The sequence below is a fragment of the Streptomyces sp. NBC_00299 genome (assembly GCF_036173045.1).
In the GTDB taxonomy this organism is placed as follows: Bacteria; Actinomycetota; Actinomycetes; order Streptomycetales; family Streptomycetaceae; genus Streptomyces; species Streptomyces machairae.
In genome coordinates, this window is the sequence record NZ_CP108039.1 from 2,674,019 (window position 1) to 2,700,963 (window position 26,945).

A 26,945-nucleotide genomic window follows, 5' to 3' on the forward strand; every position below is an offset into this window, starting at 1 on the left:
TTCGGCGCCCAGGAGGGCTACGACATCGGCGCCACCATGAAGGCCGGCGGCACGGCGGGACTGGAGGCCCTGAAGCAGAGCCCGCAGACGTTCGCCGAGGGCGTGCGCGACAGCATGGGCAAGAAGGCGGGCGATCGCTTCCACCACGCGATCGACAGCCGTATCGACGGGTACAACGGGCCGTCGGGGACGCCGGGCAGCAACAGCGGCGCCGGTGCCGACGGTAGCGGTGACGGCAGCAGCGGGAGCGGGGACTCCGGCTCGGGGAGTTCCAACTCCAACTCTTCCTCCTCGTCCTCGGACTCCGGTTCGTCGGGGTCTTCGAACTCGTCCGACTCATCCAGCTCGTCCGACTCGTCGACATCGTCGCGTTCGAGCAACGGCAGTGGGCCGGGCGTAAACATAGGCAACGGGATATCGGCCGACACCGGCGGCAACGACATCGGCGGACCGAATGTGGGGCCGGGCCCCGACTCCGGCTCGGGATCCGGTTCCAACTCCGGCTCCGGGCAGAACCCGTCCTCCTCGGACACGCCGTACTCGAGGCCGACGGTGGCCCCGTCCGGGTCGTCACTGTCGGACTTCGACGACCCCTCGTCCGGCGGGGCGTCCAACTCCCCTGGCTCCAACGGTTCGTCCGGCACGCCGAGCGCCTCCGGGCCCTCGCACTCCGGTGGCGGTTCCGGCGTATCCGGTCTGTCCTCGCCGTCTCCGTCGGCACAGTCCGCGCCCGCGTCGGCGTCGTCCGGCGGTACGTCCTCCTCGCCGGGGAGCGGCTCGATCGGCACCCAGATCGACGGCCTGGCCGCCACCGCTCCCACCCAGTCCAACGCCGCACCGACGCCGGCAGCCGACTCGTCTCCCTCCACTTCCGGCAGCCGTTCGGACGGCGGCTCGGCGATGCCGACCTCGCCCACGGCGCCTTCCACCGGGGGTGCGGCTCCGGGTGGGCAGCACAGCGCGGGCGCCTCCGGCGGCTCCAGCACGCCGTCCGCCACTGGCCCGAACGCCAACTCCGGCCCGGCGAGGAATCCTTCCGCCGGTACGCCCGGCACGCCCTCCGCCACGGGGACGGGGCCTGCCTCCACTCCGAGCGCCACGCCTTCTACGGCGCCTCGGAGTACGCCTGCTGCGACGCCGGGCGGTACGCCTGCTGCAACGCCGGGGAGTGCGTCTACCGCAACGCCGGGGAGTGCGTCTACGGCAACGCCGGGGAGTGCGTCTACCGCAACGCCGGGGAGTGCGTCTACGGCAACGCCGGGGAGTAGGCCTGCCTCAACGCCGGACGGACGTGCTCCGGGCGCGGGTGACGGACGTACGCCGGGTGCCCAGGGCACGCCGGATGGTCGAATACCGGCCCAGCGCCCCGGGAGTACGACCCTGGGCGACGGCAGCACGCCGCGGAACACTCCCGGTACGACGCCGGGCGACCGCACTCAACCGCGCAGCGGCACCGGGAACACCACTCCGGGCGACGGCAGCACACCTCGCAGCAACTCTGGGAACACGACTCCGGGCGACCGTACTCCTCCCCGCAACAACCCCGCGAACACCAACCCGAGCGACGGCAGCACACCTCGCAACAACGCCGACTCGAACAGCGGCGCCCGTACCCAAACCCCGGGCCACAACCCGAGCACGACGACGCCGAACCAGAACCCGGCCCAGTCGACGCCCCCCAGGGCCGCATCGCCGTCCGCCGGCACGCCCACGACGACGCCGTCCACCTCAACCGGCGGCGGGCCCGAGCGCTCGTCGACGCCGAGCAGCAGTACGCCGCACACCTCCACACCGAGCAGCGGCAGTCCGGGGCCCTCGACGCCGAACAACAGCAACCCGAACTCCTCGACGCAGCCGGGCCACGCCACTCCTGGCACGCCCGGCACCCAGAACCAGCCGAGTACCGGTTCGCCCGCCACCCCCTCCAGGCCGCCTCACCAGCCGGCGGGGAACACGCCGAACACCCCCAGCACTCCGCAGCAGCCAGCCGCACAACCGCACAAGTCGGAGAACACACCGCCCGACTCGCAGCAGCAAGAACAGCACCATCAGGACGTGACAGCGGTCCCGATCCACACCGTCGTCACGACACCGCCCGCCTCCGACTCCCCGTCGCACGCGGACTCCGCCACACCCCAGCCCCCGGGCTCGCCCCAGGCCAACCCCGGCGATTCCCAGAACCAACACCCGCAGCAGGACAGCCTGGACGACATCCGAGCCGACCTGGACCACCACCCGGGTGGCCTGTCCCAGCCCGATCCCGCCGATCAGCAGGCTCTGGCCGACGCGGTCCCGCACAACGAGGACGGCACCCCGGAACGCTTCCCCGACCCCTTCGGCCCCTGGACACAGCTCCAGAACGACGGCGGCAACACGGTCCCGGGCCGCAGCAACAACTGCGCAGACTGCTCCCGCTCGTTCCTGGAGACCTGGTACGGCAACCCCCAGGTCTCAGCCCCACGAACTGTCGACCTCGACGAGAACGGCAACCACAACCCGTTCACCCCCGAGGACAACGCGAACGACAACCAGATCCGCTGGACCGGCGCCGCCCACACCTACGCCGGCCCCGGCGGTGACGCCAACACCGCCAACAACATCGCCGCCACCCTCCAGCAGGCCGGACCCGGCTCAGCGGCCATCGTCCAGGTCGACTGGCCCGGCGGAGGCGGCCACGCCTTCAACGTCGTCAACCACGAAGGCAACATCGTCTGGATCGACACCCAGAGCGGGGAAGTCAGCAACCAGCCGCTCCACATCGACCAGGCGGAACACGTCTGGCACATCCCGCTGGACGCCGACCGGAATCCGATCGACACAAGCCAGCCCCACACCCAGAACTCCGGGCACGCCCAGCAGGGTACGGACACGTCGCAAGACGGCGGTGACAGTGCCCAACCGAACACGACCGACGCATCCGACGGTCCCGAGAACAAGCAGACCGACGACCCGGCCCCTTCGGGTGAGACACCCGCCCATGCGCCCGGCGAGAACGTCCCGCACTCAGAGCCCGCAAACACCGTAGACAGGCCGTCCGTCAGAGATGCGGACGGACACAGCGAAGAGGGCGCGCTCAGCCCCGAGTCACGACCGTCGGATCCGCCGTCGGACCGGCCGTCGGACCCGCCGTCGACAGGAGAACTTCCCGACGCCGCACGGGGGTCGGACTCCGGCTCCGCACGCGGTGAAGGTGAGAACGAAGCCGGAGACAACCGGCGCACACCCCCTGGCCAGGACGGCGCGTCGCAGTCGGACAACGGCACTCGCACCAACGTGGCCAACACGCTCGATCCCGACAGGACCACCACTCCGGCACCTGGGACGCAGGCCTCTTCACCGAGCGACCGCTCCGACACCCCCACCCGCCAGGCACCCGATACCCCGGCAACCGATCGGCCCAGCAGCCAGCAGCCTCCTGTCACGGGCTCCCACGCCGCCTCGCAGCAGCACAACCCCACCGCGCGGTCGGCCGACCCACGCGGGCAGGACCCGTCCAACCGGAAACCGCACACAAACGAACGACCGGACTCCGAGCGCGACACCACGACGCGCCCCGACGACCGAGCGGAGACCACCCGCGACGAGGCACCCCGCCAAGGACCCCGAAACCCTGCTGGGCAGGACTCTCACCAGCACGACGACCCCACGGATTCGACGGGCGACAAGGACAGCACCAAGGATCCCGACGACCACCCCTACACCGACCCTCACGACCGAGGCACCAGTGACACCGCGGACGAAAGCCGCCGGGTGACCGAGGACGGGCCGGACAGCGATGTCTCGCGCACCCATGAGGCACCGGAGAGTGACAAGTCCAAGGAGTACGGCCTTGGGCCCGACGCGCTGCAGCAAAGGCTGCGACAGGAGCGGGACGTCCACAGGGTCGAACTCGACCGGGTCCACGACCGACTCAACCGCTGGGCGGAGTCGGGCGAGCTCCGGAACGTTGTGCGGGCGACGAACGGCAGCGGGCCGAATGCCAATCCTGGCGGAGCACGTAGCTTCACCAGGGAGCAGTTGAGCGAAAGTCTCACCGGCTTCCGCGACTTGTCGCGTGGAGAGCAGCAAGCCGTTGTGGCGTCCCTCGCAAGACTCAGCCTCTCCTTCCACCAGGAGCACGCGGTGGGCCGCAGCCCGGAACGGATCGCGAATCCCTACCGGAACGAGGGCGAGGGCGAACCCGACAAGGACACACCGGACCGCGGCGCGAAGATCTCCAAGGAGTCGCTCGGTGTGCGGCTGCATCGCATGGCGATGAACGCCTTGTTCAAGAAGGCGGAATTCAAGAACCTTGATCCCGACGACCTCAAGGAAATCAGGCGGCACGGACCAGATTTCAGCGGAAAGAACTACGCAGTCCTGGAGGTGCAGGGACCTCCGCCGAAGAGCGATGTCCATTACATCGTGGACTCGTCTGTTCCGGCCAACCAGAACCTCAAGGGGGTGCAGCCACGACATTCGGAGCGGCACCTGCTTGACTGGCTCAAGCGTATGGACCCGGACGGATCAACGTACACACCCATCGGCCTGTACACCGAGCGTGAACCATGCGGGCAGGGCCAGGGCCACGCGAAATGCTCCGACACTCTCCGGGACGAGCGGCTGCAGGGCATACCGATCCACTACAGCACGACTTACCGTGACGACCCCGTGGGTGTGGACACCCGTGGAGACATGGCAGATGACAAGAAGGACGCGCTCAAGCAGATGAAGGGCATGTCCGATCAGGAATCCAAGCAGCACGCAGAAAAGGTGTGGCGCGAACACTACAAGGACGACCAGGAAGGTCTCGAAAAGGCACTCAAGAAGCTTGAGGACAAGACCGGTGACAAGCTCATGAAGGCCATCAAGAACGAGTTCGACAGCCAACGCAAGGGGACCACGACTCACAAGGAGGACGCCATCAGCGCCGAATTCGACCGGCACATCAGCTCCCTCCAAGGAACTTGGGGCAAGCTGCGTGACGACATTCTCAGCTGAACACACCCATGGAATGACTGTCCGCCAACGCCCTTACCAGCCCGCCACGCACCACAACTAGGCTGTGCGTCATGCCAGACACCATCAACGCTCTTGTACGGGACCTCTCCGACGATGACCGGAGCGTGCGGCAGGCCGCGGAGGACGGACTGGTCGCCCTCGGCATGCAGGCGGTCGACAGTCTGCTGCCCCATGTGGGAGTGGACGGTTCATCCCGGCTGAAATGGAGTGCCGAGACCGTCCTGCAGAGGCTGGGCGACGAGGCATTGCCACGCCTGCGGGAGATCCGGAGCCACGGTCCCGGGCGTCTGCGCAGCAACGCCCTGAAGGTACTGGTCGACCTGGGTGGCGCCGAGTACCTGGACGAGGGTGACCGAAGTGCCGTGGAGCGGCTCGTGCGGGTCAAGCTCAAGAACGAACTCCCGGTGAGGGTCCCGTCGGAGGCCGGTCGCTGGCTCGCCTTCCCGGCGGAGCGAGTCGACGACGCCGTAGCCGCTCTCGGCCTGCACGATCTTCGGCCGGCCACCACGATCATGGGCGTGGCTGCCGCCACCCAAGCCACCGACTCCCTCGAGTTCCAGAGTTCCCAGGGAAAGGCTCGGACCGCCTACCGGGTGTTCATCACGCCGGCGTTCGAGACCTGGCTCTCTGAAGTGCCGATCCAGAACTGGCGGATGCTGTGGGGCAATTCGTTCATCGATCAGCTCGACGGCTTCACACTGGCCGACAAACTCAGCGAGCGATGCGGTGAGGCTCACTTCTACGTCATCGACCCCTACAACTCCGCCGAGAACTGGTACGTCGCCCGCGAAGGTCACCGGGTCCGAAGCTTCGGCAGCTACGACCTCCCGCGGTTCCGGGGAGAACCACTGCCCTTCGAGGTGGAGTACAGGGAAGACGCGGACGAGGACGAGGCGGAGGAATACGCAGAAGGTGTTCCTTACGCCCTGACGGCAGCCGACATGCTCTCGGTCGAGCCCGGCCGCATGCCGGCGTCCAGCACCCACGGCCACGGCTGGCTCGCAACCACCCATCCCGACGTACCGAACTCCCGCTTCAAGGGGGCCTTGCCCATCTGACGCCCGCCCTGTGCGCCCGGGCCGGCGTGAAACCCTCGGGGCGAGTTCCGGTTGCTGCTCGCCGCTCTCTCCTCTGTCCCGTGAGCGCCCTTCACGCCGCCCGCCCCAACCCCGACGGCCCCCTCCTGATCACACTGATAACTTGCTGTTCTTGCCTATTCACTCAGTAGGATTTCAATGAGCCAGCCACCGTTCCAACCGCCGCCGCAGCCGCCGCAACCCCCTCAGGACCCCAACAACCCATACGCTCAGCCCGCCCCGCCGCCCCCGCCGCAGCAGCAGCCTCAGGGGTTCGGACCGCCGCCCGCCCCCGGCCAACCTCCGATGTACCCCGGAGCTCCCCCGGCGCCAGGACAGCAGCCGATGCAACCGATGCAATCCCCGTATCCGATGCACCATGCACCGCAGTTCCAGGCAGCACCCCCCTTCGGGCAGCGGCCGAACGCAAGCGGTCACCCGGTGGGCGCGGTCTTCCTCGCCTTCTTCGTGTCGGTCATCGTGTCGATGCTCTACAGCGGTCTCATCCTGGCCACGTACAAGGACCTGTCGCTCACGACGGCCAACACCCTCTACCTGGGGCACGCGCTGATCAACGGAGCGATAGTCGGCTTTCTGATCGGCACGGTGGCTCACCGCAACAACGGCGCTTGGATCAGTGGCGCCATCATCGCCGCGCTCGGCGCGTTCTTCGGCTACACCAACGCCATCCCGCTCGTCTTCGCCGACGCGGATTCGCCCAGTGCTGTCTGGGACATGGTGAGGTACGAACCCTTCTGGCCGGCCAAAGCCTGGTGGACCGACGAATCGGCCGACGCCGTCGACTGGTTCTCCCCGCTCGGCCTGGTGCTCGCCGCGGCCGCCGCTTGGGGCCTCGCCTACCTCGTCGGCAGCAGGCGCCGCCAGGCGTGACATCGCATCAGGTACCGGTCCGGGCCATCACCTGGTGCCCTGGCCCCGGTCGGTAGCCTGGTCCGCTCCTGGCGCGAGCCGATGCCGACTCACGCCGGCCTGCCTCAGCGAAACGCCGGGCTGTCGCCGAGACCCGCGAGCGCTGCTCCGATGCACGCGACCATCATCGCCCAGCGCGTGTGACCGGCCCGCGCGAGCACGAAGCCCCATCCGCCGAGGGCCACCCCCACGCCGTACGTGGCGACCCAGACTCCCAACACGTCACCCTGACCGAGGCGCACGACGATCAGGGCAAGGCAGACCACGGCGACCAACCCGGCGAACACCGCGTACTTCCCTCGCGCCTGCCGCGCGTCACGCCGCCGCTCCTCCACGAGCCCCGATCGGCCCTGGGCGTCGAACCGTGCCCGCAGGTCGTCCGCGCTCACCCCGGAAGAACCGCTGGAAAGCGGCTGCCCGCCCGTCCCTTCAGGCCTGTTGGCCGCTCCACCGCTACCCGTAGTCATGGCAGTGCAGCTTAGCGGTGACGACCGGTGGCCCGCCGGAGTGGTCCAACGGGATGGCGCGACAGGGCATCAATCCGCCCCAGCCACCGCGGAGTTCGTTCGCGCTACGCCCCCTCAAGCGACGCCAATACGAACGACAACGGCAGCGTGGCGACGGCGAGAGCAAGCCCCGCCGCAGCCAGGCCCGCACGGATCTCCCGCTTGCCCCGGACGCCCAGGTAGGCGGCGATCAACGGCAGGACAAGACACAGGAGCAGGCTGAAGTGCCAGCCCTCCTCCGTGATGAAGAAGACCATGGCGCCCAGGCAGACGGGCACCGAACCGACGCTCAGGACCTTGCTCCGGGAAAGGAAGAGTTCGAGGTCGCTGCTCCCACCGAAGAAACTCATGACCCGGACCACTCTCTCCTTCTAGTCCTGCTACTCCTGCAACTGCTACGGCTTCGACGAATCCTGGCGCCCATGCCGCTCATGTCCTCATGCCCGCTCATACCCTCATGGCCTCATGCCCTCATACCGCGGCATGGTCGTAACCACCGGTACCCACCTGCGGAAACCCGTCCGCCGCCGAGAAGCCGTTGACGGCCGCCGAGATGACCACGCCGAGCGCGGCCAGCGCCGACGCGAACGTGTCGAAGGCCTTGGCCGCCTCGGCCCACATCTGCATGAGGCGGATGGCCTGAGCCGCGGCCAGCGCGAACATGGCGATCGACGCGGCCTGACCGCCGACGGGGATCGCGTTGACGGCCTGCGCCGCGAGCAGGTTGACGAGCCAGATGACGAGCAGGTCGCAGAACATCACCAGGAACGACTTCAGGAACTCCGCGAACTGGAACGCCATCTGCGCGGCCTGCGCATAACACTGCTGCAGGGACTTGAAGGTCTCCTTGATCTCGTCGAGTTTCTTGGTGAACTCGTCGAAATACACGCTGGCGGCGTTCGCGGCATTGCCGTCCCAGGTCAGCCCCACGTTCTGGGTGCCCTTGCGCACATTCGCGGACACCGAGTCGCAGAACGACGCGAGGTTGCCCCAGACGTCCGAGCAGTCGTTGTACTTGTTCCAGTCCCCCAAGACCCAGTTCGTACAGACGCCGAAGGGGTCGAAGTCGAAGAGCAGCTTGGACGCCTCCACGGCCATCGCCGAGGGGCTGCCCAGGTCGAGGACGCTGCCGAGCGTCTTCTGCACGGGGTTCATCTTGTACTCGTCCGCGTGGCCCGACGCGTACTTGACGATGGGGTTACTGGGATCACCGGGCGGCTTCAGTGTGTCCGCGGCGTCGCTGGCGTCGGAGAAGTCGTTCGGGTCACCCCCGGAACCGCCGTCCGACACCTTGGAACCGGGGTACGTGGCGTCGAGTTTGGCCGCCTCGCCGCTGTCCGTTTCCCGGTAGTACTTGGCGGTGCCGGTCAGCTCCTTCTCGGACGACTCCAGCAGGCTCTTGACCTTCTCCAGAGCCTTCTTGGCCTCGCTCACATACTGATCGTGGTCACCCGCGACCAGATCCCAGGCCTCGCCGCCGACCGACTTCTCGATCTGCGCATGGGTGCCGGTGTACGAGACCGCCTGGGCGCTGCCGTCCGCGGCACGTCCCACCAGCTTCGAGAAGCCGTCGATCGCACCGGGTTCTACTCGAAAGCTCACATCTCCCCCATCGCCTGCATCAGCACATCGATCGGTGGTCCAGCCGCCGGGCACGGCCGGTCGCCACCAGGTAGGGCCGCTCAGCACCAGGGCCGATCAGCACACCGATCAGTACAAGGACCAGCCGCGCCCGTCGTGACGCGATTTCGTACCCGAACGGTTCTCCGAGTCCGTACGCCGCTCATCGTCGAGCTGCCGCCGTTCCTCCTCGAGCCGGCGCTCCCCGTCAGCGGCGAGCGCCTCACGCTCGCTGTCGGACATGGCGGCCCACTTCTCGGCCAGCGGCGCCGACTGCTGCACGGCCTCCTCGGCGTACGCCGACACATCGGCCGCCTCGCGCAGCCCCATGCGTCCGGAGAGGACCTCCTGAGCCATCTCTTTCATCGCAGGGCCACCGAGCCCCGAGGCGAGATGCTCAAGGGACTGCCGCAGAATCTTGGCCTGGGCGGGGTCCTGCTGGGTCATCTCCAGAAACTCGGAGTCATCTACGCGCTTGTCGGAGCTGTTCGCGGCGCTGTCCAAGGGATACCTCATCGGGGAGGGTCGGCGTGTCTCGACCGGCGTGAACCTACCAACGCATCTGCGAACGCTTCAACACACGGCCGGCGCAGCAACCTGGCAGTCGGTTTCAACTCGACGAGTGCGGGAGCTCGTTGGCCTTTGAGAGGCTACCGGGATCACGAACTTGATCATTCACCACGGGCCGATTACCTATGCCCCGAATTCTCCAATTCGCCGAATTCATCCTACGTCTACGTAATGCCGACTTCGTAAATTTCGCAGACACGGCACCGGTTCGCGATCACTTCCTTGATCATCCTCGACACGGAACCGATTCGAGGTGACTCAATCGGACCGGGAACGCCGAGGCCATACGGCTCCAGCCCTGGCCGCCGAAGTGGACCGAGCACCACGAACCGTCGACGAAGCCGATCTCATGGTCGCCGCCCACCACATCGCTGCGGTCGCGGATCCAGGTCACTTGGCGAAGATCCGTGGCCCATCCCACCTCGGCCGGACCGGGCCTTCCGGTGAAGGAGCGCGCGCGGGACACGTACACGAGCTGAAGGCTGCGGTCGGTGACCTGCAACATCACGGCCCTGCTGTTCTTGGTCCGGGGCACCACGGCACGGGCCAGGTGGCCGGCCATGCTGTCCCAGCCACCGTGGAACGGCTTGCCCGGCTTCTTCGGCTCACGCTCAGTAAACGCTTCGACGAGCGCCTCGACCGGGTTCCAGGTGATCTCATAGAGTCTCGCGACCCAGAACACGGGAATCATCAGCCAGCTCCCGAGCGTGCGGCGCTCTGATCGCAGCGCGCGCGGGCAGCGAAATCGGCCCGGCATCGGTGCTCTCTCCGCCAATGAGACCCCGTGATCAGCGCGCAACAGCTCCCCTGCGGACACCAACGCTCTCGCCCGCTCGACCGTCTCACGGCTACGGTCCCGTGCGCTCACCCGAAACGTCCTTCACTGTCCTGGACCCGGAACATGCCGGCCGCTGCTATCGCCCTGCTCATCGCCCGCGAATGTAACGCACCGGGGCGGCGCTTGAGAGCCGCTCGCTACTAGCGGTGATGTGCGCGACACGTCATCCGAACTCGTTACGAGCCCAGTCATCCGCACGCCCCGACGGGTTGGGGGACCCTGAAGTGCCGGTGACAGCAGAAGGATCGGTGGAACCGGAAGTACCGGTGGAACCGGACGTGTCGGCGTCCCCGGCGCCGGCTCCATGCCGGGCCAACGCATCGACGCCGTGCTGCGCCCGATCCCCGACCGCCCCGCTGACGGTCTCCTTCGCGTGGTCCAGATACGTGGCCGGATCCGCGTAGCCGGCGAGTGCCGACCCCTCTCCTCCGGTGACCTCGTTCCTGAGGCCGTCCACATAGTCGCCGGCTGCCGTCCTGGCGACGCCCGCCGTCTCTCCGACGTCGATGCCGGACCGTGCGTCGAAGTACGCCTCGATGCCCTGCTGACCGAGGTTCTGCGCCATTCCGACGGCGGCCTCGCGGGCCTTGTCCTTGGCGGCGTCGACCATCCGCTCCTGGACGAACTGCTTGACCTGCTCCTTGACGACCTTCTTGGCCACCTTCTTGAGGGCGTCCATGGTGGCGTGCTCCATGGCCTTGGTGATCGCCTCCATGACCTCCCTCTTGAGGCGGTCCAGCAGCTCCCGGACGATCAACCGCGTGGCCTGCGTGGCGCCCAGCGCGCCGACCTCGGACAGCCCGAAGGTGAAGGGGGCCGCCGCCTGCGCGGCAATGATCTCCATCGCGAGGGCGATGAGCTGCACGATCACGGCCAACTTCGCCGTGAGGACCGCCACCGCGGCCACGTCGAAGGCCAGGGCGATCACGTCGCACGCGGTTCTCGCGTCAGGGATGTAGCGATCCTCGCCGTTCGCGCCCGTGTACGCGCCCCAGTCCTTGCTGAACCCCTCGATCGCGGTACCGAAACTGCCGGAGACGACGGTGCGGGCGAAGCCCTCGCCCTGCGCCTGGATCTCTTCGAGCTCCTTGCCGAAAGCCCGCCAGGCCTCGGCGACCTGATGCAGCGCTTCCTCATCGGCCTCGGGCCAGCTGTAGCCGAGGAGGTCGAGTACCCAGACGAGCTCGCCGGGCAGTGTGAGCGACATGTCAATAGTCCCGAATGCGCCTAGAGTTGACCGGATATCCTGTCCAGCAGGCCACTGTTCGACGCGTCCGATGCGTCGTAGTCCCGTGCGTTGTCCTGCAGGTTCTGCCCGATCTGGTGAAGCCGCTCCGCGAGGCTGTCCATCGACGTGAAGATTCCGTCACGAATCGGCGTGTAGACCTGCCCGAAGATTTCTCCGAAATTCGCATCCGCCCAGGGCTCTCCGATGCCTTCAAGGGCACCCTGAAGCCGCTTGGACGCGGTCGCGAAATCACCCCCGAGAGTGGCGAATCGCTGCCCTTGTTGCCGAAGGACATCCGTGTCCACGTTAAAAGTTCCGAACGTCATGACGCTCCCCCGAACTCCCGTTGCTGTACGTCATATTGCACGACAGGTGGATAGCTTAGACTCCTCGCGCACGACTCGAAAGTCGACTGGTCAAGAGATCGTCAAGGAATTCAAAGGGACGCCCAAAGTGGTGACAGCTCAGCCGCGTCACAGCAGCACAGGCACCTGGTGGGCGGGAAGACTCCTCGGATTGGGACTGCTTCTCGCGGCCATGGCCGTCGCCGCGGCGACCATTCCGGAACTACGCAGCGAACTGGCCGGTGAAGGCACCGAGGGGACCCTCACAATTTCTTCATGTGAGACGCACACGAAGACCCATTACGGCAGGCATCGACGTTCGACAAAACTCCGGTTCAGCTGCGCCGGAAACTGGGCGGCTCAACAAGGCGGAGCCACTTACCAAAATGTAGAAGTGGACACTTCCTCGCGTTTCGAATCGGTGCGAAAATCCCGGTCGTACAAGTGGGCGGCACTTTCGAGCAGCCGCAGGACCGTGACCCCGGAGACGACGCCGCGATTCTCGCGCTCTGCCTCTCCTTGCTGTCGTTCGGCATCCACTGCCTCCTCAGCGGCTTCGGCTCCCGCAACGGCCCCGGCTTCGCGGCCTCCTGGAGCTCCTTGCCGACCCGGACCATCACCGGTCCCCTCCTGGGCTGTCTGTTCGCCCTGTGCGTCCTGACAGCGCTCGTGTGCGCACTCGCGCAGTGACGCCCCTATCCGCACTCTTCCGCACTCTGAGGAATCACCCCCAATGGCACAACTCCACGGGAACGCACCAACGAACGCCACCCCGGAAGGGCGCGCGGGCCTCGGCCGCCTCATCGGCGCGGGCCTCATCCTCGTAAGCGTCGTCCTCCTGGCCCTCGGCGCCTACCTCGGCCCGTACTCGTACGCCACCTCCACTCCGGGCAAGCTCACCGTCGAGACCTGCACCGTCGACTACAAGCACCGCACGAGCTCGTCGAGCACCTCCAGCAGCTCGCGGAAGCGGACCAAGGCCAAGTGGTGTTACGGCACTTTCACCACCGCCGACGGCACCACCAAGGACCTCAACGCCGAACTCAGAAGCGACGCCCTGTACCAGCGCGGCGACGTCCTCGACGCCGCCAAGACCGGTGACACGTCCTACCAGCAGGACCACGGCTGGGTCGGCGCCATCGCCGTCGGCTGCGCATGGTGGTTCGGCGCCCTAGTCCCCCTCGGCATCGGAATCCTCGGCATCAGCACCGGCTTCGCCTTCGGCGGCACCGCCGACTTCCGCCGCGCGAGGGAGGCCGCAAGCCAGCCCCTGCTCGGCACCGTCTTCGTGATGATCGCGGTGGGGGTGGTGGGGTTTGTCGTCAGCCTGTTGGTGACGTTCTTCGTGTGACGCGAGTCCCGGCACGCTCTTCAAGGCGTCCGTACGGTGGTCCTTCCGGGAGAGGGAAGTGTCGTCCAACATCTGCTGTGGCTCGATCTCGTCCGGCTTCTCACTGCCCTCCGGATAGTCCTGGACCATGCTGGCGGACACCTCCTCCCACCGACCCTTCGAGCTCGTTCGAGACTGCTGGCGAACTGCCAAACGCCGGCCGCGCGGGCCAAGTCCCCGTTCACGCCCTCAGGTAGGTGTGGTCCCCGCGGGGTGGGATGGGTCAGGTCGGGCGGCCGAGGGCGCTGTAGACCTGAACTGCGACTGGATCCGCAACCAACTCTCCGACGCGGCAGCCGCGGAGGGATCCGTCAGCCTTCGACAGGCAGTACGACAAGCATCGGAACGCGGTGAAGACTGCTTCAAACGCTTGAGGCAATGACTCGATTGTCCGGCCGGCGCAAGGTGTCCCGACGGCGTTCTTCCGGGCGTGGGGCCCGCATCACATGCAAGCAACGATCCCGTGATGCTCCTGTGACGGTCTTTCGGAGAGCCGCCATGTCACAGGGCCTTGAGGTGGAGCACCCAGTCAGTGCAGGTATGGTGCCGAGGAGGCCTGGGTGATCATTTCAGTCGCCCGGGCCCCATGCGTGCAGAGCCGAGCGGGAGATACCGGCCATGGGGGACCACTTCAAGACGGACATCGGGCAACTCGAGCAGTTCCTCTCAAGTCTGGAGAGATGCGTCGACGAACTGAACGAGGCTCGGACAGCCCTCGACCACGTGCGTGCTGACCAGATCGGCACCGCCAGGCTCGACGAGGCCTGTGACAAGTTCCAGGACGAGTGGAAGTACGGGTCCGACAAGACCAAGGAACTGATCGACGACATCAAAGAGGGCGTCAAGGCCAACAAGAAGGGCTACCAAGAGGTCGAGGAGGCCCTGGAGAAAGCCCTGAAGCAGATCGCAGACAAGAGCACTTCCGGCGACGGCGGGGGCGGTAAGTAGTGGCCACGAACCCGTACCCCCACATCGGCTTCAATCCCGTACCGGGCATACCCGCCGAGGTCTCGAAGCTGCAACAGAAGGCGGCCGCGGCCGCGACTGCCCTGGAGAACACGCACCGGCAGCTGACCAAGCTCACCGCAGAGAGCAGCTACTGGGAGGGCGACGCGGCAGAGAAGTTCCGCGAGAACCTCGAGGGCGACCTGTCGAAGTACATCGAGAAGGCCGCCTCGGCGCTGCGTTCCGCCGCGACCCAACTGCACAGGTGGGACGGTCAGTTGACCTCCAATCGGGGGCTGGCGAAGAAGTACGACGACGAGGCGGCCGAGAAGAAGGCCACGGCCGGCAAGGCCAAGAACGCGTACGACCAGGCCGCCCAGCACCCCGACCTCAAGCTCGCCAACAAGACCTTCTCCTCCCAGGAGGAGGCCGACAACGCGACCGCGCGGCTGCGCTCCGCCGAGCGAGAGCTGAACGAGGCGAGCACGGCCCTCACCAAGGCCAACAACGAGTACGAGTCGCTCAGCCGCAAGATCAAGGAGTTGGAGTCCGAGCACTCCCACGAGGCCGAGATCATCGCCAAGGCGCTGGAAGCCACGGCGGACAAGGCCCCCGACAAGGGCTTCTGGGAGAGTGTCGGCGACATCATCACGTCGGTTGGCGCATTCCTGGCGGAGCACGCGGGCACCATCGGGGCCATTGCCGGTCTGCTCGCCCTCTTTCCCGTGCTGGCCCCGATCATGGGACCGATCGCGCTTGTCGCGAGCGCGGTGTCGATGGGCAAGAATCTTTCCGACGACGAGTTCCGCAAGAACTTGATGTTCCAGGGCAGCGGCATGGAGATCTTCTCCGCCTATGCGTCCATGGCCGGTGACATCGTCGGCATGATTCCGGGCGGGAAGGCGCTGGGCGTCGCGGCCAAGGAAGGCTTCGAGGGCGCGACCGACGGAGCCAACCTCGCTTCGAAGACCTGGGCCGGTACGAAGGGCGGGTTCCTCGGGATCGGCCGCTCGGCGGCAGACGAGGCCACCGACGCCTGGCGGGTGGCGGGTGACAGCGCCACGGGCTCGTTGAAGCTAATGGGCAACATCAAGGTCAACATGCTGAACGTCGCCGCGAACGGCCTCTCCTCCGCGGAGAGTGTCGGCCTCGTGGACGACAAGGGCACCGAGCACAACACCGCCGAGGGGACGAAGGCCGCCGCGACGGCGCACTCCATCGCCGGGTTGTTCGGCCTCGCATGACCAGCCACGGCGAGAGTGAAGGCACCGCATGACCGTGAGTGAACCGATCACCGCACCACGGGACACCCGCAAGCCGTCCTTCTGGTACGGGCTGCCCGTCGGCTTTACGTCCCTGGATCTCAATCCGCCGGCCGAGCAGCTCATGGAGCTCATCAAGCAGCTCCGTGGGCTACCCGAACAGGAGCGGGAGGAAGCGGACCGGGCCCTGCGCCTGTACGCGGGCATCGTCAGCCAGCTGAACACCAACAGGGTGCAGGAGTGCGCGCTCGGGCTCCACCCAGACGACGCCGGTGGGTTCACAACGTCGGTGTTCACCGTGTCGACGCTGCCAACGCCGGGCAGCGCAAAGCTCGCGGTGGCAGGCCTAGCGGGCAGCGCCGCGGCCGGACGGGACGAAGGCATGCGTCCGCTGGAGCTACCGTGCGGACTCGCTTTCCTCTCGGAAAAGCGGCCGGCTGCCCCACGGTCGACCCGGCGGCCGGAGCTGAACGACAAGCTCCCGAGTCACATCTGGCAGGGCATCATCGCAGTGGCGGCACCGAGCGCCCCGGAACTCATCGTGCTCCAGATGGTCACCCCGGATCTCGACTCCGCAGACGACTACCGCAACATATTGCTCGGGATCGCCCGCACCCTGACTTTCACCGATCCCGCACGGGGCACGGCGAACGACAAGGCCGCCCAGGAACTGGAAGCGCCGGACGGCGCGGCCGCCATGCGCAACGACTTCGGATAGCACCAGCTGGGCTGGACGGACTGCAGGGAGAACAAGTGCCGGACAACATGCAGGGTGCCCACGCACCAGAAACATTGGACACCGCCGCGCTGCGCGGAAAGCTGACCACCCGGATGTGGTGGACCGGTATCCGCAACACCGTGATCTACGCGCTCATGGCCTTCGGGGTGCCGCCGCTGGGTGCAGCGGCAAATCGCGCCGGCATGTCCTGGATCTTCATCATCGGGGGGCCGATGATCCTCATGGGCATCTTCGGTCTCCTCGCCACACTCAGCACCATCTCCCTCGCGGTCCTCCTCACCCGCACCTGCCGCAAGACACTGGCCCAGTACTCCTTCGACACGTTCTGCCCGCAGATCACCAAGGTGGACGGCGCCAAGGCGACCAGGGGCCGTCCGAAGAGCATGACGCTCACGCTGCACACCGCCGAGGGCCAGGAGTCGCCGCTGATGCGGATCAACCCGGTCCCCCGGCGCGGGCCCTGGCGCAACCCCTGGCCCGAAGGCATCGAGAACGGCCTGTACGTCGCCGGCGACCTGCCCTTCGGCGCGGTCGGCTACGTACCGAGCAGCGGGGCGTTCTTCTTCATGCAGCCCGACGACTGGGAAGCGACCGCGCAGGACCGCAAGTCGGCGGCCCCCGACCGCGTCACCCGAGCCCAGGACGCCGACCTCACCCGGAGGATCATCTGACTCCGGTCGGCTGACCCGCTGGATCCGCGATGCAAGTGGCTGAGGAAAGTCCCACGCAAGAGAGCTGAAAGTCACGGAGGAGCGGGCGTGCAGTGGCAAATCGTTATGGTGGCCGCAATGCTGCTCATCGGGGGCGCTGTTGGGTTTGCTGAGCTGAGGCGCCGGGCGAAACCGGAACAACAGCGCATCACGGAAGCCAGGCTACGATTCTTCGCCGGAGAGCAACCCCGGGTCGAAGTTAGGGCGCACGAGGCGAATCTGAAGAGCGAGCCGCTGGTACGTCTTGCACTTCAGCACGGCTACGAACTGGAGCGAACCGAGCGGGGTGGGGCGCCAGGGTTCATGAGAGAACTCAAGTATCACTTCGTGTTGCGCGGCCCCGACGCACAGCCGGCCTCGTTTATGCCCGAATCTCCTGATTACGCGGCATACATGCGCTGGGAGGCGACTCGCAACCGAAGGATCCGACGGTTCTATGCCGTGCTGATCGGCGTGGTGGGCCTGCTGATAGTGGTGACACTTGTAGCGCGCTGACCGTCTCTCTTCCACGTGGCCCGGTCGCATCACCGAAATCGCGCGGCCTCTGGCCCGTAGTGTCGTCAACATCCATGCAATGCTGTGCTGCACGGTGCCGGGCAAACCATTCCGCTACCTCTGACCAGTCATGAGGTTCCACGGAGGTCGACGTCATGCTCAGTGATGCCCATAACGATGCGTCACTGAAAAAAGGTCGCCGATTCCCGGGAGCGTAAGGACGCCACGCCCCTTGCTGTCTGCGGTCCGGGCATCAATGGTGTCGCCCGCATACCAAGCGCCGTACTCCATGCCCCGTGGCCAGCGGCGGTACGTCCGGACCGGATTCCAGACGGACACGAGGCCGGTCAATCTCTGGTCCTCCGCGTGCTGGAGATGCACCGCGGCGGTATGGGTGTCTCGTACGCCGGGAGGCCGGTGTACCTGGAGGATCAGTCGCCACGGATATGCCTCCAGAACGCGCCTCATTCGCTTGAGACACCTCAGCGACTTCGTGCAGAAGTAGAGGAGGGTGGGATAGCCGAGGATCCAAGCGATCATGGCTATGCCCCCCATCGTGTTGACCGTCTTTCCGGCAGCAGGATCCAGGAGGGAGCCAACAGCAAGCAACGAAGGAAAGCAGAGGATCCACCACATCGTCAGTCGCCTCCTCAACTTGCGATGTGTTCTCTCCCAAACGGCCCGGGTCTCCGGATGGTCGAAGGCACGCTCGTCCACGGGTGCCGGGACTCTGAGGGCTTCCGCACCCATCATGTGCTCTCCTCCAATGAGCCGGTCAGCAGCCATTACTCGCCCTCTCGTCCCCCTGCCGTAGCACTTCGCGCCGAGGCGTCCACGTGCACCAGGCTCACGAGACAGCCCGCCGGAAGCGGATGCCGAGACGCGGTTCAACGGGTACGAGTCGCTGCTGGCTCAGGGCTTCCCTGCGGAGTTCAGCGGCGTCGCTGGTGTCCTGTAGGAAACCCAGCCCACTCCGAACCCTTCTAACTGGCCTGATCTGTCCTGTGACGAGCTCGCCACACCCTGCTACTGGCCTTGGTGTGGAGGCTGTTGGGCGTAGGGGTTCGGACCGTGCGGAGGCTGCGCGGGAGGAGTGAGGTACCCCTGGTTGGGAGGTGACGGGTACGGCTGCTGGACGTTTGGAGGCATCGGCTGCTGGGGCGGGTAGCCCATGTTCGGGACGTAGGCTCCGGTGCCAGGGCTGATCGGTCCCGCAGCTGAACTGCGGCGGCTGCGCAGTATTACGAGGACGACGACAGCTCCAACTACGGCTCCAAAGCCGATAACGCCGACTACCAGGACAATGGCTCCCATCGCGGAGTATCCCTTTCGTTCTTGGTATCTCGGTCACTGCAGAATCGCGGGACGACCAGGCAGAGCAGCAGACTCATCGTGCGGAGCCTGCTCCCCAAATCTTCAGAGCGCAGTGGCCATCGTCATACCCGCGCACACACCCCAGAGACACACGTGCGTGGTGATCAGCTCCAACACTGCCACCCACAAGAACTCCCCGGACATGATCGACGTGACCAGTAGCACTTGAGTGACAACTGCAGTCCGAGCATGACCGCGACGAGATGTTCGCGGTGCGCGACACCATCTCGTCGGCAGCGGCTTCGGAACTGAGCTCGGGCAGCTCCGAGTTCACGGGCTCTGCGAGGAGGGCTGCCTGCCCTCTACTGGCCCTGATGCGGAGGCTGCTGAGCGTAGGGGTTGGGGTTCTGTGGGGACTGTCCCGGAGGTGCGGGGTAGCCCTGGTTGGGAGCTGTGTTGGGGTACTGCTGGTAGCCCGTCGGGGGCTGGGGCGGGTTGCCCGTGCCGTGCGGGGGAGTTCCGCCGCCACCGGAGTCGGGACCGCCGTTGCCTCCGTTGCGGCGGTTGCGGAGTACCGCGAAGAGGATGCCAATGGCGACGACCGCGACTGCAATGCCGGCGATGAGGAGGAAGCTGCCCGAGGAGGACTTCTTCTTTTTCTTGGCCAGGCTTGTGCTGTCGTTGTCGTCGGATGCAGCGCCTGAGTTGGTAGACGTGGACGGTGAGGACTGGGCAAGAGGGCCCTCTTTGGGACCCTTGGGGATGTCCATCGTCAGGGCCGAACCTGGGCGGGCAATCCCGTACCCCAACTCACTGTCCGGAGCCTTCTTCCCCTCATGCTGCAGGAAGGACGCCGACTTAATCAGGCGGTTGATGACCTGGCCTGCAGTGAGGTCAGGGTATTTGGAGCGGACCAAGGCTGCAATGGCTGAGACATACGCAGTGGCGTCAGAGGTGCCATCAGCCATCGCGTATCCGCCAGGGCTAGCGGGGTCAACTCGCGGGATATCGACCCCGGGAGCAGCCAGGATTACACCCTTACCAGAGTTCGACTTGCTCCAAAAGTCCAGATTCTTGTCGATGCCGCTTACCGCGACTACCCCGGGCAGCGCAGCTGGGTAATTGACTGTTCCAGCGTCATTCCCCGAGCCTGCCACAACCACGACATCATGCTGCTGGGCGTAGGCGATTGCCTTTGCAGCCTTGGAACCGGGATACGCAGTGCTGTCGTTGAATGAGAGGTTAATGACCTCGGCACCTTGGTCTACCGCATAACGCACTCCGTCTGGCCAACTAGTTGAAATTTCATCGCCATTCGAAGCACGCACCGGAAGAATCTTAGCCTTCGGCGCGAGCCCCATTACGCCAGCGGAGTTGCCTTGCCCATGCCCATGGCCAGCAATAATACTTGCCATGCCCGTGCCATGGCCATCAGCGTCCTTCTGGGCGTCGCCCCCGTTGACATCCTTGCCCGGCAGGACTTGGCCCGTGAGGTCTGGGTGCGTGGCATCCACGCCGGAGTCAACGACTGCAACCGTGACTCCTTCCCCTTGTGACGTTTTCCAGACCCTTTCGGCGTCAAACACCGTCAACGGCCACTGAGCATCCCGAACTTGATCGGCTGACGCAGTTGTGGTTGCAGTGAGGAGCAAGGCTCCCGTCAACGCCACGACACCTGTCGTGGACCAGACTCGGTTGAAACCCAATTCCTTGCTCCTCACGCAACGTTTGGCTGGAGGTACCAGCCTTTATTCATTGGCCAGACGACGACTCTCTGTCCAGCCCGCCTGTGTGCTTACTCGATTGTCCGCGGTACATTCCGGTTTCGGTCTTCTTCCGAGATCCAGGTCTCTTCATCCTCGACCAGGTAGTCGGGACGTTCGCCCCGGCTGTTCTCGTCCTCGGGCCTACGGCCATTTCGGCCGCCCATACCGCCTGCTCCGCCTGCCATGGCGCCGCGCTGGGTTCCGCCACGGCTGCCATGCAGACCTGCCCCGCCACCGGCGCCCTTTCCAGTTACCCCCTTGGCCGCCCCGACAACACCACCACGAGACTTCGCGAGGGCACCACGGCCGCTGGCGCCGGCGCCGCCTCGGCCAGCTGCGCCGGCTCCGGCACCCCCCATGCCGCCCATGCCAGCCCGGCCTCCGGCACCACGGCCTGCTGCCGCACCGCCGCCGGCGAGACCGCTGCGACCGCCCACGGCTCCGATACCGCCGCGTGCGGCAGCACCGCGCCCGAGACCGGACGCTCCGCCAGGAGCCATGACCCCTGGGCCCTGAGATCCACCGGCGCCGATGCCAGCTCCCCCGCCACTGACGCCAGTAGAACCCGTGTTGGGGCCACTCCCCGTCAGCCCCGGGGAAATGCTGTCCACCTTCGTCTGGGATGTCGGCAGTTGCGCGCCTCCCGTAACACCCTGGTCGCGGGGAACCGTGGGGGCAGGCTTGACGCTGGTGGTCGGGCCTGCGCTCCACGGCTTAGCGGTGCCGCTCCCGGCGCCCGGACCCGTACCACTGGGAGTCGGCATAGAGATGGGCGTCGGCATTGGCGTATTGGGGTTCGGAGCCGGGAAAGGCTCCGGGTCGTCAATCGGTGGGAGCCTACCTGTATGCGCCTTGTAGTTGGCCGCAAGCTGCTCCATGATCGCCACCCCCTCCAGCTGCTTTTCCTTGCCTTTAGACAAGGAGTCGGCGTTGGCCTGGCGGGCGGCGTCCGTGCTCACGCCTTTGTTAATGTCCTCCAGCAGCTTGTCGTCGCTGCGCTCGTCGTCAGTCAGTTTGTCCCAGGCCCTGTCCCAGCCTGAAGGCTCCTCGACCTCACGCATCTTGGACATTGAGTTCCGCAGGTCGTTCTGGACGGCGTGCATCGTTTCCCCGTAATAGTTGGCCCATGCAGCTCCGTTGCGGATGTTCTGCATGATCTCGTTGGCCTTCTTACGGAACGCTTCAGACGCCTCGCCCTCCCAGTGCTCAAGGACGTTCTCAATTGCGCCCTGCATCATGCCCGCGACGCTGTCTTTCGCGGATACTGCGTCCACGCTGCCGCTCTTGCCGTCGCCGTCGCCGCCGGAAAGGATGTTGTGGACGGACTTCCAGTGCTGGCTGACCTCATAGATCCGGCTGGGATCTGCGTCCAGAATCATGGATCGGAGCTCTGGGATGCTCAACTTCATGAAGGGCGTGTCGAGCTTGCTCCGGTCAGGCCCCCCCATACCACCGTTGGGAAGCGACTCGAGCTTCTCGTCGTGCTTATCCTGGATTCTCTGCTCTTGTGCCCTTTGCTGAGCCTCGTAGTACTCAGCGTTGTAGTGACCGCCGTACGCCATCGTCGAAACGTCCCCTCTGTCAGTGACCGGTCGCTGAACCGCCTAGTAGGCCGAGCCCTTGGGCCCACCGTCCGGAGCAGCGCTCACGCCCTGCGAGTTCGCCTGCTCCTGGTTGCTGTACTTGTCCCTGACCTTCGAGGTACTCGTACCGAATTCGTCGATCAGCTTGTGCAGGCCCCTGATCATGGTCTCGATCCTGGTTTTCTGCTTCTGGTGGGCGTCGTGTAGGTCGTTGGACTCCAAGAACTTCATACTGCCGAACGCAGTACTCGGGATGTCCGTCTCGTACTTGGCCTTGGTGTTGGCCTTGTCCATGTCTGAGAGAAGGCCGTTGAGCTTGCGGATGACGTTATCCAGCTCGCTCAGATCAACCCGCATTCCGTTACTCATACCCCGTTGTCCTCTCCCCTGTTCCTCAAGTTGTCAGCACCCACTCGGTGCCCAGTCATCGCCCAAATCGGCCAAGTCGGCCGGCCGACGCACCGGCGCGCCCGACCCTCCGACTACGCCAGTCCCGCACAGCAACCCCGCTCCCCGCAACCACAAGCGCAAGAGCCAGCCCTGTGCCCAACACATAGATGGCCACCCGGCGTTCCCGCTCCGCCTCGCTCTCCCCCATGGTCACTGCCATCGGGATGACGCCACCCGACCCGGCCGTCACCGGCGGATCCGGTGTCGGAGATGTAGCCGGTGTCGAAGTGTCCGACAACGCGGCTACCGGGTCGACCACGCCCCAGCCGATGTACTGGTTGGGGCCTCGTCCCGGACGCTGGGCCGTTTCCTCGATGCGGGTGGCGATCTGGGCCGCGTTCCAGTCCGGGTTCTTCTGCTTCAGGAGGGCCGCGACGCCCGCGACGTACGGGGCCGCGAAGCTCGTGCCGTCGGCCGTGCACTGGCCGCCCAGAGGGACCGTGGAGACCATGCCGACGCCAGGTGCCGCGACGTCTACCATTTCGCCCGCCTGTGAGAAGAAGGCGCGTTCGTCGTTGCGGTCGGAGGCCGCCACCGCCAGGACGCCCGGGTAGGCGGCCGGGTAGGTGTTCGCGGGCTTGCCGTCGGCTCCGTCGTTGCCGGCGGCCGCCACGATCAGGGCTCCGGCGTTCACCGCGTTGGCCACGGCACGCCGCAGACCCTTGTTGTCTTCCTTGTTCGCGGTGTCCGAGGAGATGTTGATGATCTTCGCGCCCGCGGCAACCGCGGCGGCGATCGCCTGGGACATCGTCCCCGAGTTGCCCTGCTTCTCCCCCTCTCCGCCCGTGTAGCGGTAGGAGAGGATCTCGGCGTCCGGCGCGATACCAACGAAGCCCGTGCCCTTGAGCGGGCGGGCGCCGATGATGCCGGCGACCCTGGTGCCGTGGCCCTCGATGTCCTTGGTGGCGGAACCGCCGACGTAGGACTTGCCGCCTGACACGGCACCGCTCAGCTGCTTGTTCGATCTGTCGACGCCCGTGTCGATCACCGCGACCTTGACGTCCTTGCCCGTCGCCTGCTCCCACAGCTGGTTCAGGAGGATCCGCTGGAGTGACCAGGGCGTGGACTTGATGACGTCGCCACCGAAGTCGCACTCCGTGCTGGCCGACAGACCGAACTCGGGGGCGTCGGAGGAGCCGGAGCCGCCCGAGGCGGAGTCACGCGAGTCCGCGAGGCGAGTTGGCGTCGTCGGGTCCGTCGGTACCGACAGTGCGGGCGGCGCGGACGCCACGCAGATCCCCGTCACCGCGAGCACGCCGAAAGCCCGCTGCAGTGCGCGGGTTCCACTGGTGCGGCTACGCGTGCGGGCTGCACGGGCCGCCACGTTCAGGCCCCTCATGTTCAGGCCCCCAGGGCTTCCTTGCTTCCTTCGAAGCTGGGTCATGTGTGTGTCACGGGTGGTGCGGTGATTGTGGATGTGAATGTTCGCGGGATTTGTTATGTGCTTTCCGGTAGCCGGTCCTTCCGGTTCCGGAGAAGCTGTGTGCGACCCCGAAGCAGAGGTCGGCCCAGCGAACGCCGTGGCGTCGGCTGGGCCGATTCTCTTCATCTCATGCCCCTTGGGCCGCCGCCGGGCTCAGCCCCACGTGTTGGCGTTGCTCTTCTCAGTGGCCTGGTAGTTCTCGGCGGCGCTCTGCAGGGCCGTCGAGATCTTCAGGAGGGTCGCGTGCAGGTCCTGGGCGGTCTTGTCCCACTCGCGCTGCTTGCGCTGGTAGCCCTCCTGCGCCTCACCTTCCCAGGTGCTGGCGACACGCTTGACCGCGGCCTCGAGGTCGTCGAGCTGCTGCTTGATGCGACCGGCGGTGGACTTCACGTCGGTGGACGCATTGGTGATGGTTGCGTAATTGACGAGGATCGACATCGTCATTCCCTTTCAGGAAGATTCGGAGGAAGTGTGTGGAATCTTGAACAGCAGAGATGTACCGACTGAAACGGCTCTATCAGCCGAAGTCGGACATGATCTTGCTGATCTCCGCGTTCTGCTGCTCTTCCGAGGCGGAGTAGTTGCTCCGCGTGGAGTCCACGGCTTCCTTGATGTCGTTGAGGATGTCGCTCATCCTCTTCGCGTCCGCGTTCCAACGATCCTGCAGCTGGCGGTAGGACTGAGCCGCCTGGCCCTTCCAGCCGCCCGCGATCTGGTCGATCACTCCGTTGAGGCGGCGGATCTCGCCCTGCAGCTGACCGTTCGCGGTGCTGATGTCGCCGGAGAGCTTGGTGAGTTCGTCCTCTGTTACCCGGAACTGGCCGGCCATGATGAACCTTCCCCCATGTCGTCGTTTATCCGGGAAACCAGCACGGGTACCCGGAGGAGCTTCGCACGCTTGAGCGCTGCAAACACTCTATCGTCAGCCTGTCACTCAACCACAGGCAAGACCAATCAGTTACACGGCTCACACACTTGGGCGATCATCTCGTGACCGTCACCCCGTCTTACTCTCAAGTGCGTTTGCCCGCTTGCCCGTTGGCCGACCGTCGGCCCGAGGGCCGTCGGCAGACGGCCCTCAAGCACCCCAAGCCCTCGGGATCTCAGGCCCTCGGGACGTCCCCTCGGGACCTCCAGCCCCGAGACCTCAAGCATCGGGACCCCACGGCCCCCGTCACTGACTCTGCGGCTGCGCCGCACTCCCCGTGTCCAGCATCGGCCCCTTCGGGATGAACGTCGCCCACGTCTGCGGCACGATCGCCATGTTGGAGACGTCCTCGTAGCCCAGCCGCGTGCGCGCCTTGTCCGTCTCGCTCGCATCGCCCTGCGACGTCCCGCTCGCGGCCGACGCGGCGGAATCGCTGCCGCTTCCCTTCGCACCGCTGTCGTTGTTCGACGGCAGCGAGTACCGAAGGCCCGTGTCCGTCAGCAGGTACACCCTGCCGCCGCCGGCGGCCGTACCGGTGACCTCCTGGAAGAGGAGGCCCGAGCCGGACGAGACATAGGCGCCCAGCGAGTCGGTGATGACCTTCTTCGGGTACGCCGCCCCGGCCCAGGCCGCGAGTTCCGGCTTCTTGTTCGCGCCGATGCCGCCCTTGTAGACGCTGCACGAGGTGGTGCGGGCCTCACCGCTCGCCGCGTCGGTGGCGTTGGCCTGCCGCAGAACGGTCTGGGGCCAGCCCTTGTCCTGGTAGAAGGTGTCCGCCCGGCCGCCGTTGGCATCGATGATGTCCGAGGTGCTGACCACGACGTCCTCGCGGGCGTCCGCCCCGGTAGCCAGCTTGAGCAGGTCGGCCACGAGCGGCGTGATGGCCGCGATCTCGTCCTTGAGGACGACGTAGTACCGCTCGCCACCCGCGTCGTTCGCCTTGAGCACGCTGCCCACCGTGCTCGCCTCCGCGGGAAGCCCCTGGACCGTGGTCGCAGCGCCGTCGTCGGGGACCTCCGGGAAGGTCAGGACGCCGCCGTTGTTGAAGGTGCGCAGCCACTCCTGGCTCACCGACTGCGGCTCGGCCTCACCGCCGATGACGGCGGCGCGCAGCTTCTCCATGGTGGGTTGGTCGAGGTCCGGGCGGCCCAGTAGGAAGCTGGTCCCCTTGCCGTCGATCAGATATTCCTGCTTGGTCTTGGAGTCGACGACGTACAGGGCCCCACTGGTGCCGACCTTCCCCGCGTTGTTGACCGACTTGGCGTCGTCGGCGTCGAGGACGAAGACCGCGCGGTCGATGGCATCGGCCGACCCCGGGGCCGGGCGCTCGCACACCGCCCAGGTCTTCTCCTGCTCCGCGTCGTCCTTGGCGGGCAGCCGGTCGGGGGCGTACGGGATGCCGAGGGTCGCGCCGTGCGGGATGCCGCTCTTGTCGATCTCCTTGCCGGGGACCTCGATGACGCTGCCCTTGCCCTTGTCGAGAAGGAGCTTGGCGGACGCGTAGTTGAGGACCGGGTGCAGCGTCATGGTCTTGTCGCCGTTCGACGCCTCGTCGTTCAGGACGACGTAGCGCGTCGTGGAGTCGCTGTCGACGATGATGTACTCGCCAGGCGTGTCCCACCCCTTCGGCGCCGTGGGCTTGATCACGCCCCAGGCGATGAAGCCGATCACCAGCACAACGCCCACCGCGAGACTGGGCATCACTGTACGGACGGGACGCGGTGCGCCCTCCTCGGAGCCGCCCGGGGACGGCGCCAGGAACGCCGCGACGGTGCGCTTGCGAGCGAACGTGTAGGCGGCGAGCTCATCCCGACGCTGCTTTGCCAT

General features: G+C 66.2%; 27 protein-coding genes. 10 read left to right on the forward strand and 17 right to left on the reverse strand.

Annotated elements, in window-relative coordinates:
• Positions 1-17 precede the first annotated feature (17 nt).
• Positions 18-1,100, reverse strand: a complete 1,083-nt coding sequence (locus tag OHT51_RS11610; RefSeq protein ID WP_328878838.1) for a hypothetical protein — start codon at positions 1,098-1,100, stop codon at positions 18-20.
• 336 nt (positions 1,101-1,436) lie between these two features.
• On the reverse strand, positions 1,437-1,919 hold the full coding sequence (locus OHT51_RS11615) for a hypothetical protein (protein WP_328878839.1): 483 nt from the start codon (positions 1,917-1,919) through the stop codon (positions 1,437-1,439).
• Positions 1,920-2,055: 136 nt separating this feature from the next.
• Between OHT51_RS11615 and OHT51_RS11620 the strand changes: the two genes are divergently transcribed.
• The 3 genes from OHT51_RS11620 (at position 2,056) to OHT51_RS11630 (ending at position 6,968) form a co-directional block, all read left to right on the forward strand.
• A complete protein-coding gene (locus OHT51_RS11620) occupies positions 2,056-4,980 on the forward strand; it encodes a toxin glutamine deamidase domain-containing protein (RefSeq protein WP_328878840.1) in 2,925 nt (974 codons plus the stop codon).
• A 71-nt stretch (positions 4,981-5,051) separates the two neighbouring features.
• Positions 5,052-6,059 carry a HEAT repeat domain-containing protein gene (locus OHT51_RS11625; RefSeq protein WP_328878841.1) on the forward strand — a complete coding sequence of 336 codons (1,008 nt, stop codon included), beginning with the start codon at positions 5,052-5,054 and terminating at the stop codon, positions 6,057-6,059.
• A gap of 363 nt (positions 6,060-6,422) precedes the next feature.
• Positions 6,423-6,968 carry a hypothetical protein gene (locus OHT51_RS11630; protein WP_328878842.1) on the forward strand — a complete coding sequence of 182 codons (546 nt, stop codon included), beginning with the start codon at positions 6,423-6,425 and terminating at the stop codon, positions 6,966-6,968.
• Positions 6,969-7,072: 104 nt separating this feature from the next.
• On the opposite strand, the gene OHT51_RS11635 is transcribed toward OHT51_RS11630, so the two are convergent.
• From OHT51_RS11635 to OHT51_RS11665, 7 genes are all read right to left on the reverse strand, one after another.
• Entirely contained in the window at positions 7,073-7,396 is a 324-nt protein-coding gene (locus OHT51_RS11635; RefSeq protein ID WP_328878843.1) for a hypothetical protein, read from the reverse strand.
• 182 nt (positions 7,397-7,578) lie between these two features.
• Positions 7,579-7,863 (reverse strand): hypothetical protein, encoded by a 285-nt coding sequence (locus tag OHT51_RS11640; RefSeq protein ID WP_328878844.1) that lies wholly within the window; start codon positions 7,861-7,863, stop codon positions 7,579-7,581.
• A 121-nt stretch (positions 7,864-7,984) separates the two neighbouring features.
• Positions 7,985-9,115, reverse strand: coding sequence for a hypothetical protein (locus tag OHT51_RS11645; protein ID WP_328878845.1), 1,131 nt, complete (start codon positions 9,113-9,115; stop codon positions 7,985-7,987).
• A gap of 108 nt (positions 9,116-9,223) precedes the next feature.
• Positions 9,224-9,637, reverse strand: coding sequence for a hypothetical protein (locus OHT51_RS11650; protein WP_328878846.1), 414 nt, complete (start codon positions 9,635-9,637; stop codon positions 9,224-9,226).
• 292 nt (positions 9,638-9,929) lie between these two features.
• The gene (locus OHT51_RS11655) at positions 9,930-10,394 is read right to left on the reverse strand and encodes a hypothetical protein (protein ID WP_328878847.1); all 465 of its coding nucleotides are present in this window, start codon (positions 10,392-10,394) and stop codon (positions 9,930-9,932) included.
• Positions 10,395-10,704: 310 nt separating this feature from the next.
• Positions 10,705-11,748 carry a WXG100-like domain-containing protein gene (locus OHT51_RS11660; protein WP_328878848.1) on the reverse strand — a complete coding sequence of 348 codons (1,044 nt, stop codon included), beginning with the start codon at positions 11,746-11,748 and terminating at the stop codon, positions 10,705-10,707.
• A gap of 20 nt (positions 11,749-11,768) precedes the next feature.
• On the reverse strand, positions 11,769-12,095 hold the full coding sequence (locus OHT51_RS11665; RefSeq protein ID WP_328878849.1) for a WXG100 family type VII secretion target: 327 nt from the start codon (positions 12,093-12,095) through the stop codon (positions 11,769-11,771).
• 462 nt (positions 12,096-12,557) lie between these two features.
• On the opposite strand from OHT51_RS11665, the gene OHT51_RS11670 reads away from it, so the two are divergent.
• The 7 genes from OHT51_RS11670 (at position 12,558) to OHT51_RS11700 (ending at position 17,654) form a co-directional block, all read left to right on the forward strand.
• Positions 12,558-12,803 (forward strand): hypothetical protein, encoded by a 246-nt coding sequence (locus tag OHT51_RS11670; protein WP_328878850.1) that lies wholly within the window; start codon positions 12,558-12,560, stop codon positions 12,801-12,803.
• Positions 12,804-12,846: 43 nt separating this feature from the next.
• Positions 12,847-13,464, forward strand: a complete 618-nt coding sequence (locus tag OHT51_RS11675; protein WP_328878851.1) for a hypothetical protein — start codon at positions 12,847-12,849, stop codon at positions 13,462-13,464.
• Between the two features lie 657 nt (positions 13,465-14,121).
• A complete protein-coding gene (locus tag OHT51_RS11680) occupies positions 14,122-14,451 on the forward strand; it encodes a hypothetical protein (protein WP_328878852.1) in 330 nt (109 codons plus the stop codon).
• Positions 14,451-15,692: a putative T7SS-secreted protein gene (locus OHT51_RS11685; protein ID WP_328878853.1), complete on the forward strand. Its 1,242-nt coding sequence runs from the start codon at positions 14,451-14,453 to the stop codon at positions 15,690-15,692. Before OHT51_RS11680 ends, OHT51_RS11685 begins: the two co-directional genes overlap by 1 nt.
• Before the next feature lie 28 nt (positions 15,693-15,720).
• Entirely contained in the window at positions 15,721-16,428 is a 708-nt protein-coding gene (locus tag OHT51_RS11690; protein ID WP_328878854.1) for a hypothetical protein, read from the forward strand.
• A 35-nt stretch (positions 16,429-16,463) separates the two neighbouring features.
• On the forward strand, positions 16,464-17,120 hold the full coding sequence (locus OHT51_RS11695; protein WP_328878855.1) for a hypothetical protein: 657 nt from the start codon (positions 16,464-16,466) through the stop codon (positions 17,118-17,120).
• Positions 17,121-17,207: 87 nt separating this feature from the next.
• A complete protein-coding gene (locus tag OHT51_RS11700; RefSeq protein WP_328878856.1) occupies positions 17,208-17,654 on the forward strand; it encodes a hypothetical protein in 447 nt (148 codons plus the stop codon).
• Positions 17,655-17,813: 159 nt separating this feature from the next.
• Here the strand turns inward: OHT51_RS11700 and OHT51_RS11705 are convergent, their stop codons facing one another.
• The 8 genes from OHT51_RS11705 to eccB form a co-directional block, all read right to left on the reverse strand.
• Positions 17,814-18,407: a hypothetical protein gene (locus OHT51_RS11705; RefSeq protein WP_328878857.1), complete on the reverse strand. Its 594-nt coding sequence runs from the start codon at positions 18,405-18,407 to the stop codon at positions 17,814-17,816.
• A gap of 923 nt (positions 18,408-19,330) precedes the next feature.
• Positions 19,331-20,674: a S8 family serine peptidase gene (locus OHT51_RS11710; protein WP_328878858.1), complete on the reverse strand. Its 1,344-nt coding sequence runs from the start codon at positions 20,672-20,674 to the stop codon at positions 19,331-19,333.
• Between the two features lie 89 nt (positions 20,675-20,763).
• Positions 20,764-22,296, reverse strand: coding sequence for a hypothetical protein (locus OHT51_RS11715; RefSeq protein ID WP_328878859.1), 1,533 nt, complete (start codon positions 22,294-22,296; stop codon positions 20,764-20,766).
• Between the two features lie 42 nt (positions 22,297-22,338).
• The gene (locus tag OHT51_RS11720) at positions 22,339-22,686 is read right to left on the reverse strand and encodes a hypothetical protein (protein WP_328878860.1); all 348 of its coding nucleotides are present in this window, start codon (positions 22,684-22,686) and stop codon (positions 22,339-22,341) included.
• A 55-nt stretch (positions 22,687-22,741) separates the two neighbouring features.
• The gene (gene mycP, locus OHT51_RS11725; RefSeq protein WP_328878861.1) at positions 22,742-24,091 is read right to left on the reverse strand and encodes a type VII secretion-associated serine protease mycosin; all 1,350 of its coding nucleotides are present in this window, start codon (positions 24,089-24,091) and stop codon (positions 22,742-22,744) included.
• Between the two features lie 252 nt (positions 24,092-24,343).
• Positions 24,344-24,634, reverse strand: a complete 291-nt coding sequence (locus OHT51_RS11730) for a WXG100 family type VII secretion target (protein ID WP_328878862.1) — start codon at positions 24,632-24,634, stop codon at positions 24,344-24,346.
• Positions 24,635-24,707: 73 nt separating this feature from the next.
• Positions 24,708-25,019 carry a WXG100 family type VII secretion target gene (locus tag OHT51_RS11735; protein WP_328422753.1) on the reverse strand — a complete coding sequence of 104 codons (312 nt, stop codon included), beginning with the start codon at positions 25,017-25,019 and terminating at the stop codon, positions 24,708-24,710.
• A 345-nt stretch (positions 25,020-25,364) separates the two neighbouring features.
• Positions 25,365-26,945 carry a type VII secretion protein EccB gene (gene eccB / locus OHT51_RS11740; RefSeq protein WP_328878863.1) on the reverse strand — a complete coding sequence of 527 codons (1,581 nt, stop codon included), beginning with the start codon at positions 26,943-26,945 and terminating at the stop codon, positions 25,365-25,367.

What these genes read in the sequence shown, in the direction of transcription:
- OHT51_RS11625 (WP_328878841.1), top strand. Translation starts at nt 5,052, where the DNA reads ATGCCAGACACCATCAACGCTCTTGTACGGGACCTCTCCGACGATGAC.
- OHT51_RS11630 (WP_328878842.1), top strand. Translation starts at nt 6,423, where the DNA reads ATGCAACCGATGCAATCCCCGTATCCGATGCACCATGCACCGCAGTTC.
- OHT51_RS11640 (WP_328878844.1), bottom strand. Translation starts at nt 7,863, where the DNA reads ATGAGTTTCTTCGGTGGGAGCAGCGACCTCGAACTCTTCCTTTCCCGG.
- OHT51_RS11655 (WP_328878847.1), bottom strand. Translation starts at nt 10,394, where the DNA reads ATGATTCCCGTGTTCTGGGTCGCGAGACTCTATGAGATCACCTGGAAC.
- OHT51_RS11660 (WP_328878848.1), bottom strand. Translation starts at nt 11,748, where the DNA reads ATGTCGCTCACACTGCCCGGCGAGCTCGTCTGGGTACTCGACCTCCTC.
- OHT51_RS11665 (WP_328878849.1), bottom strand. Translation starts at nt 12,095, where the DNA reads ATGACGTTCGGAACTTTTAACGTGGACACGGATGTCCTTCGGCAACAA.
- OHT51_RS11675 (WP_328878851.1), top strand. Translation starts at nt 12,847, where the DNA reads ATGGCACAACTCCACGGGAACGCACCAACGAACGCCACCCCGGAAGGG.
- OHT51_RS11680 (WP_328878852.1), top strand. Translation starts at nt 14,122, where the DNA reads ATGGGGGACCACTTCAAGACGGACATCGGGCAACTCGAGCAGTTCCTC.
- OHT51_RS11690 (WP_328878854.1), top strand. Translation starts at nt 15,721, where the DNA reads ATGACCGTGAGTGAACCGATCACCGCACCACGGGACACCCGCAAGCCG.
- OHT51_RS11705 (WP_328878857.1), bottom strand. Translation starts at nt 18,407, where the DNA reads ATGATGGGTGCGGAAGCCCTCAGAGTCCCGGCACCCGTGGACGAGCGT.
- OHT51_RS11715 (WP_328878859.1), bottom strand. Translation starts at nt 22,296, where the DNA reads ATGGCGTACGGCGGTCACTACAACGCTGAGTACTACGAGGCTCAGCAA.
- OHT51_RS11720 (WP_328878860.1), bottom strand. Translation starts at nt 22,686, where the DNA reads ATGAGTAACGGAATGCGGGTTGATCTGAGCGAGCTGGATAACGTCATC.
- OHT51_RS11730 (WP_328878862.1), bottom strand. Translation starts at nt 24,634, where the DNA reads ATGACGATGTCGATCCTCGTCAATTACGCAACCATCACCAATGCGTCC.
- OHT51_RS11735 (WP_328422753.1), bottom strand. Translation starts at nt 25,019, where the DNA reads ATGGCCGGCCAGTTCCGGGTAACAGAGGACGAACTCACCAAGCTCTCC.
- eccB (WP_328878863.1), bottom strand. Translation starts at nt 26,945, where the DNA reads ATGGCAAAGCAGCGTCGGGATGAGCTCGCCGCCTACACGTTCGCTCGC.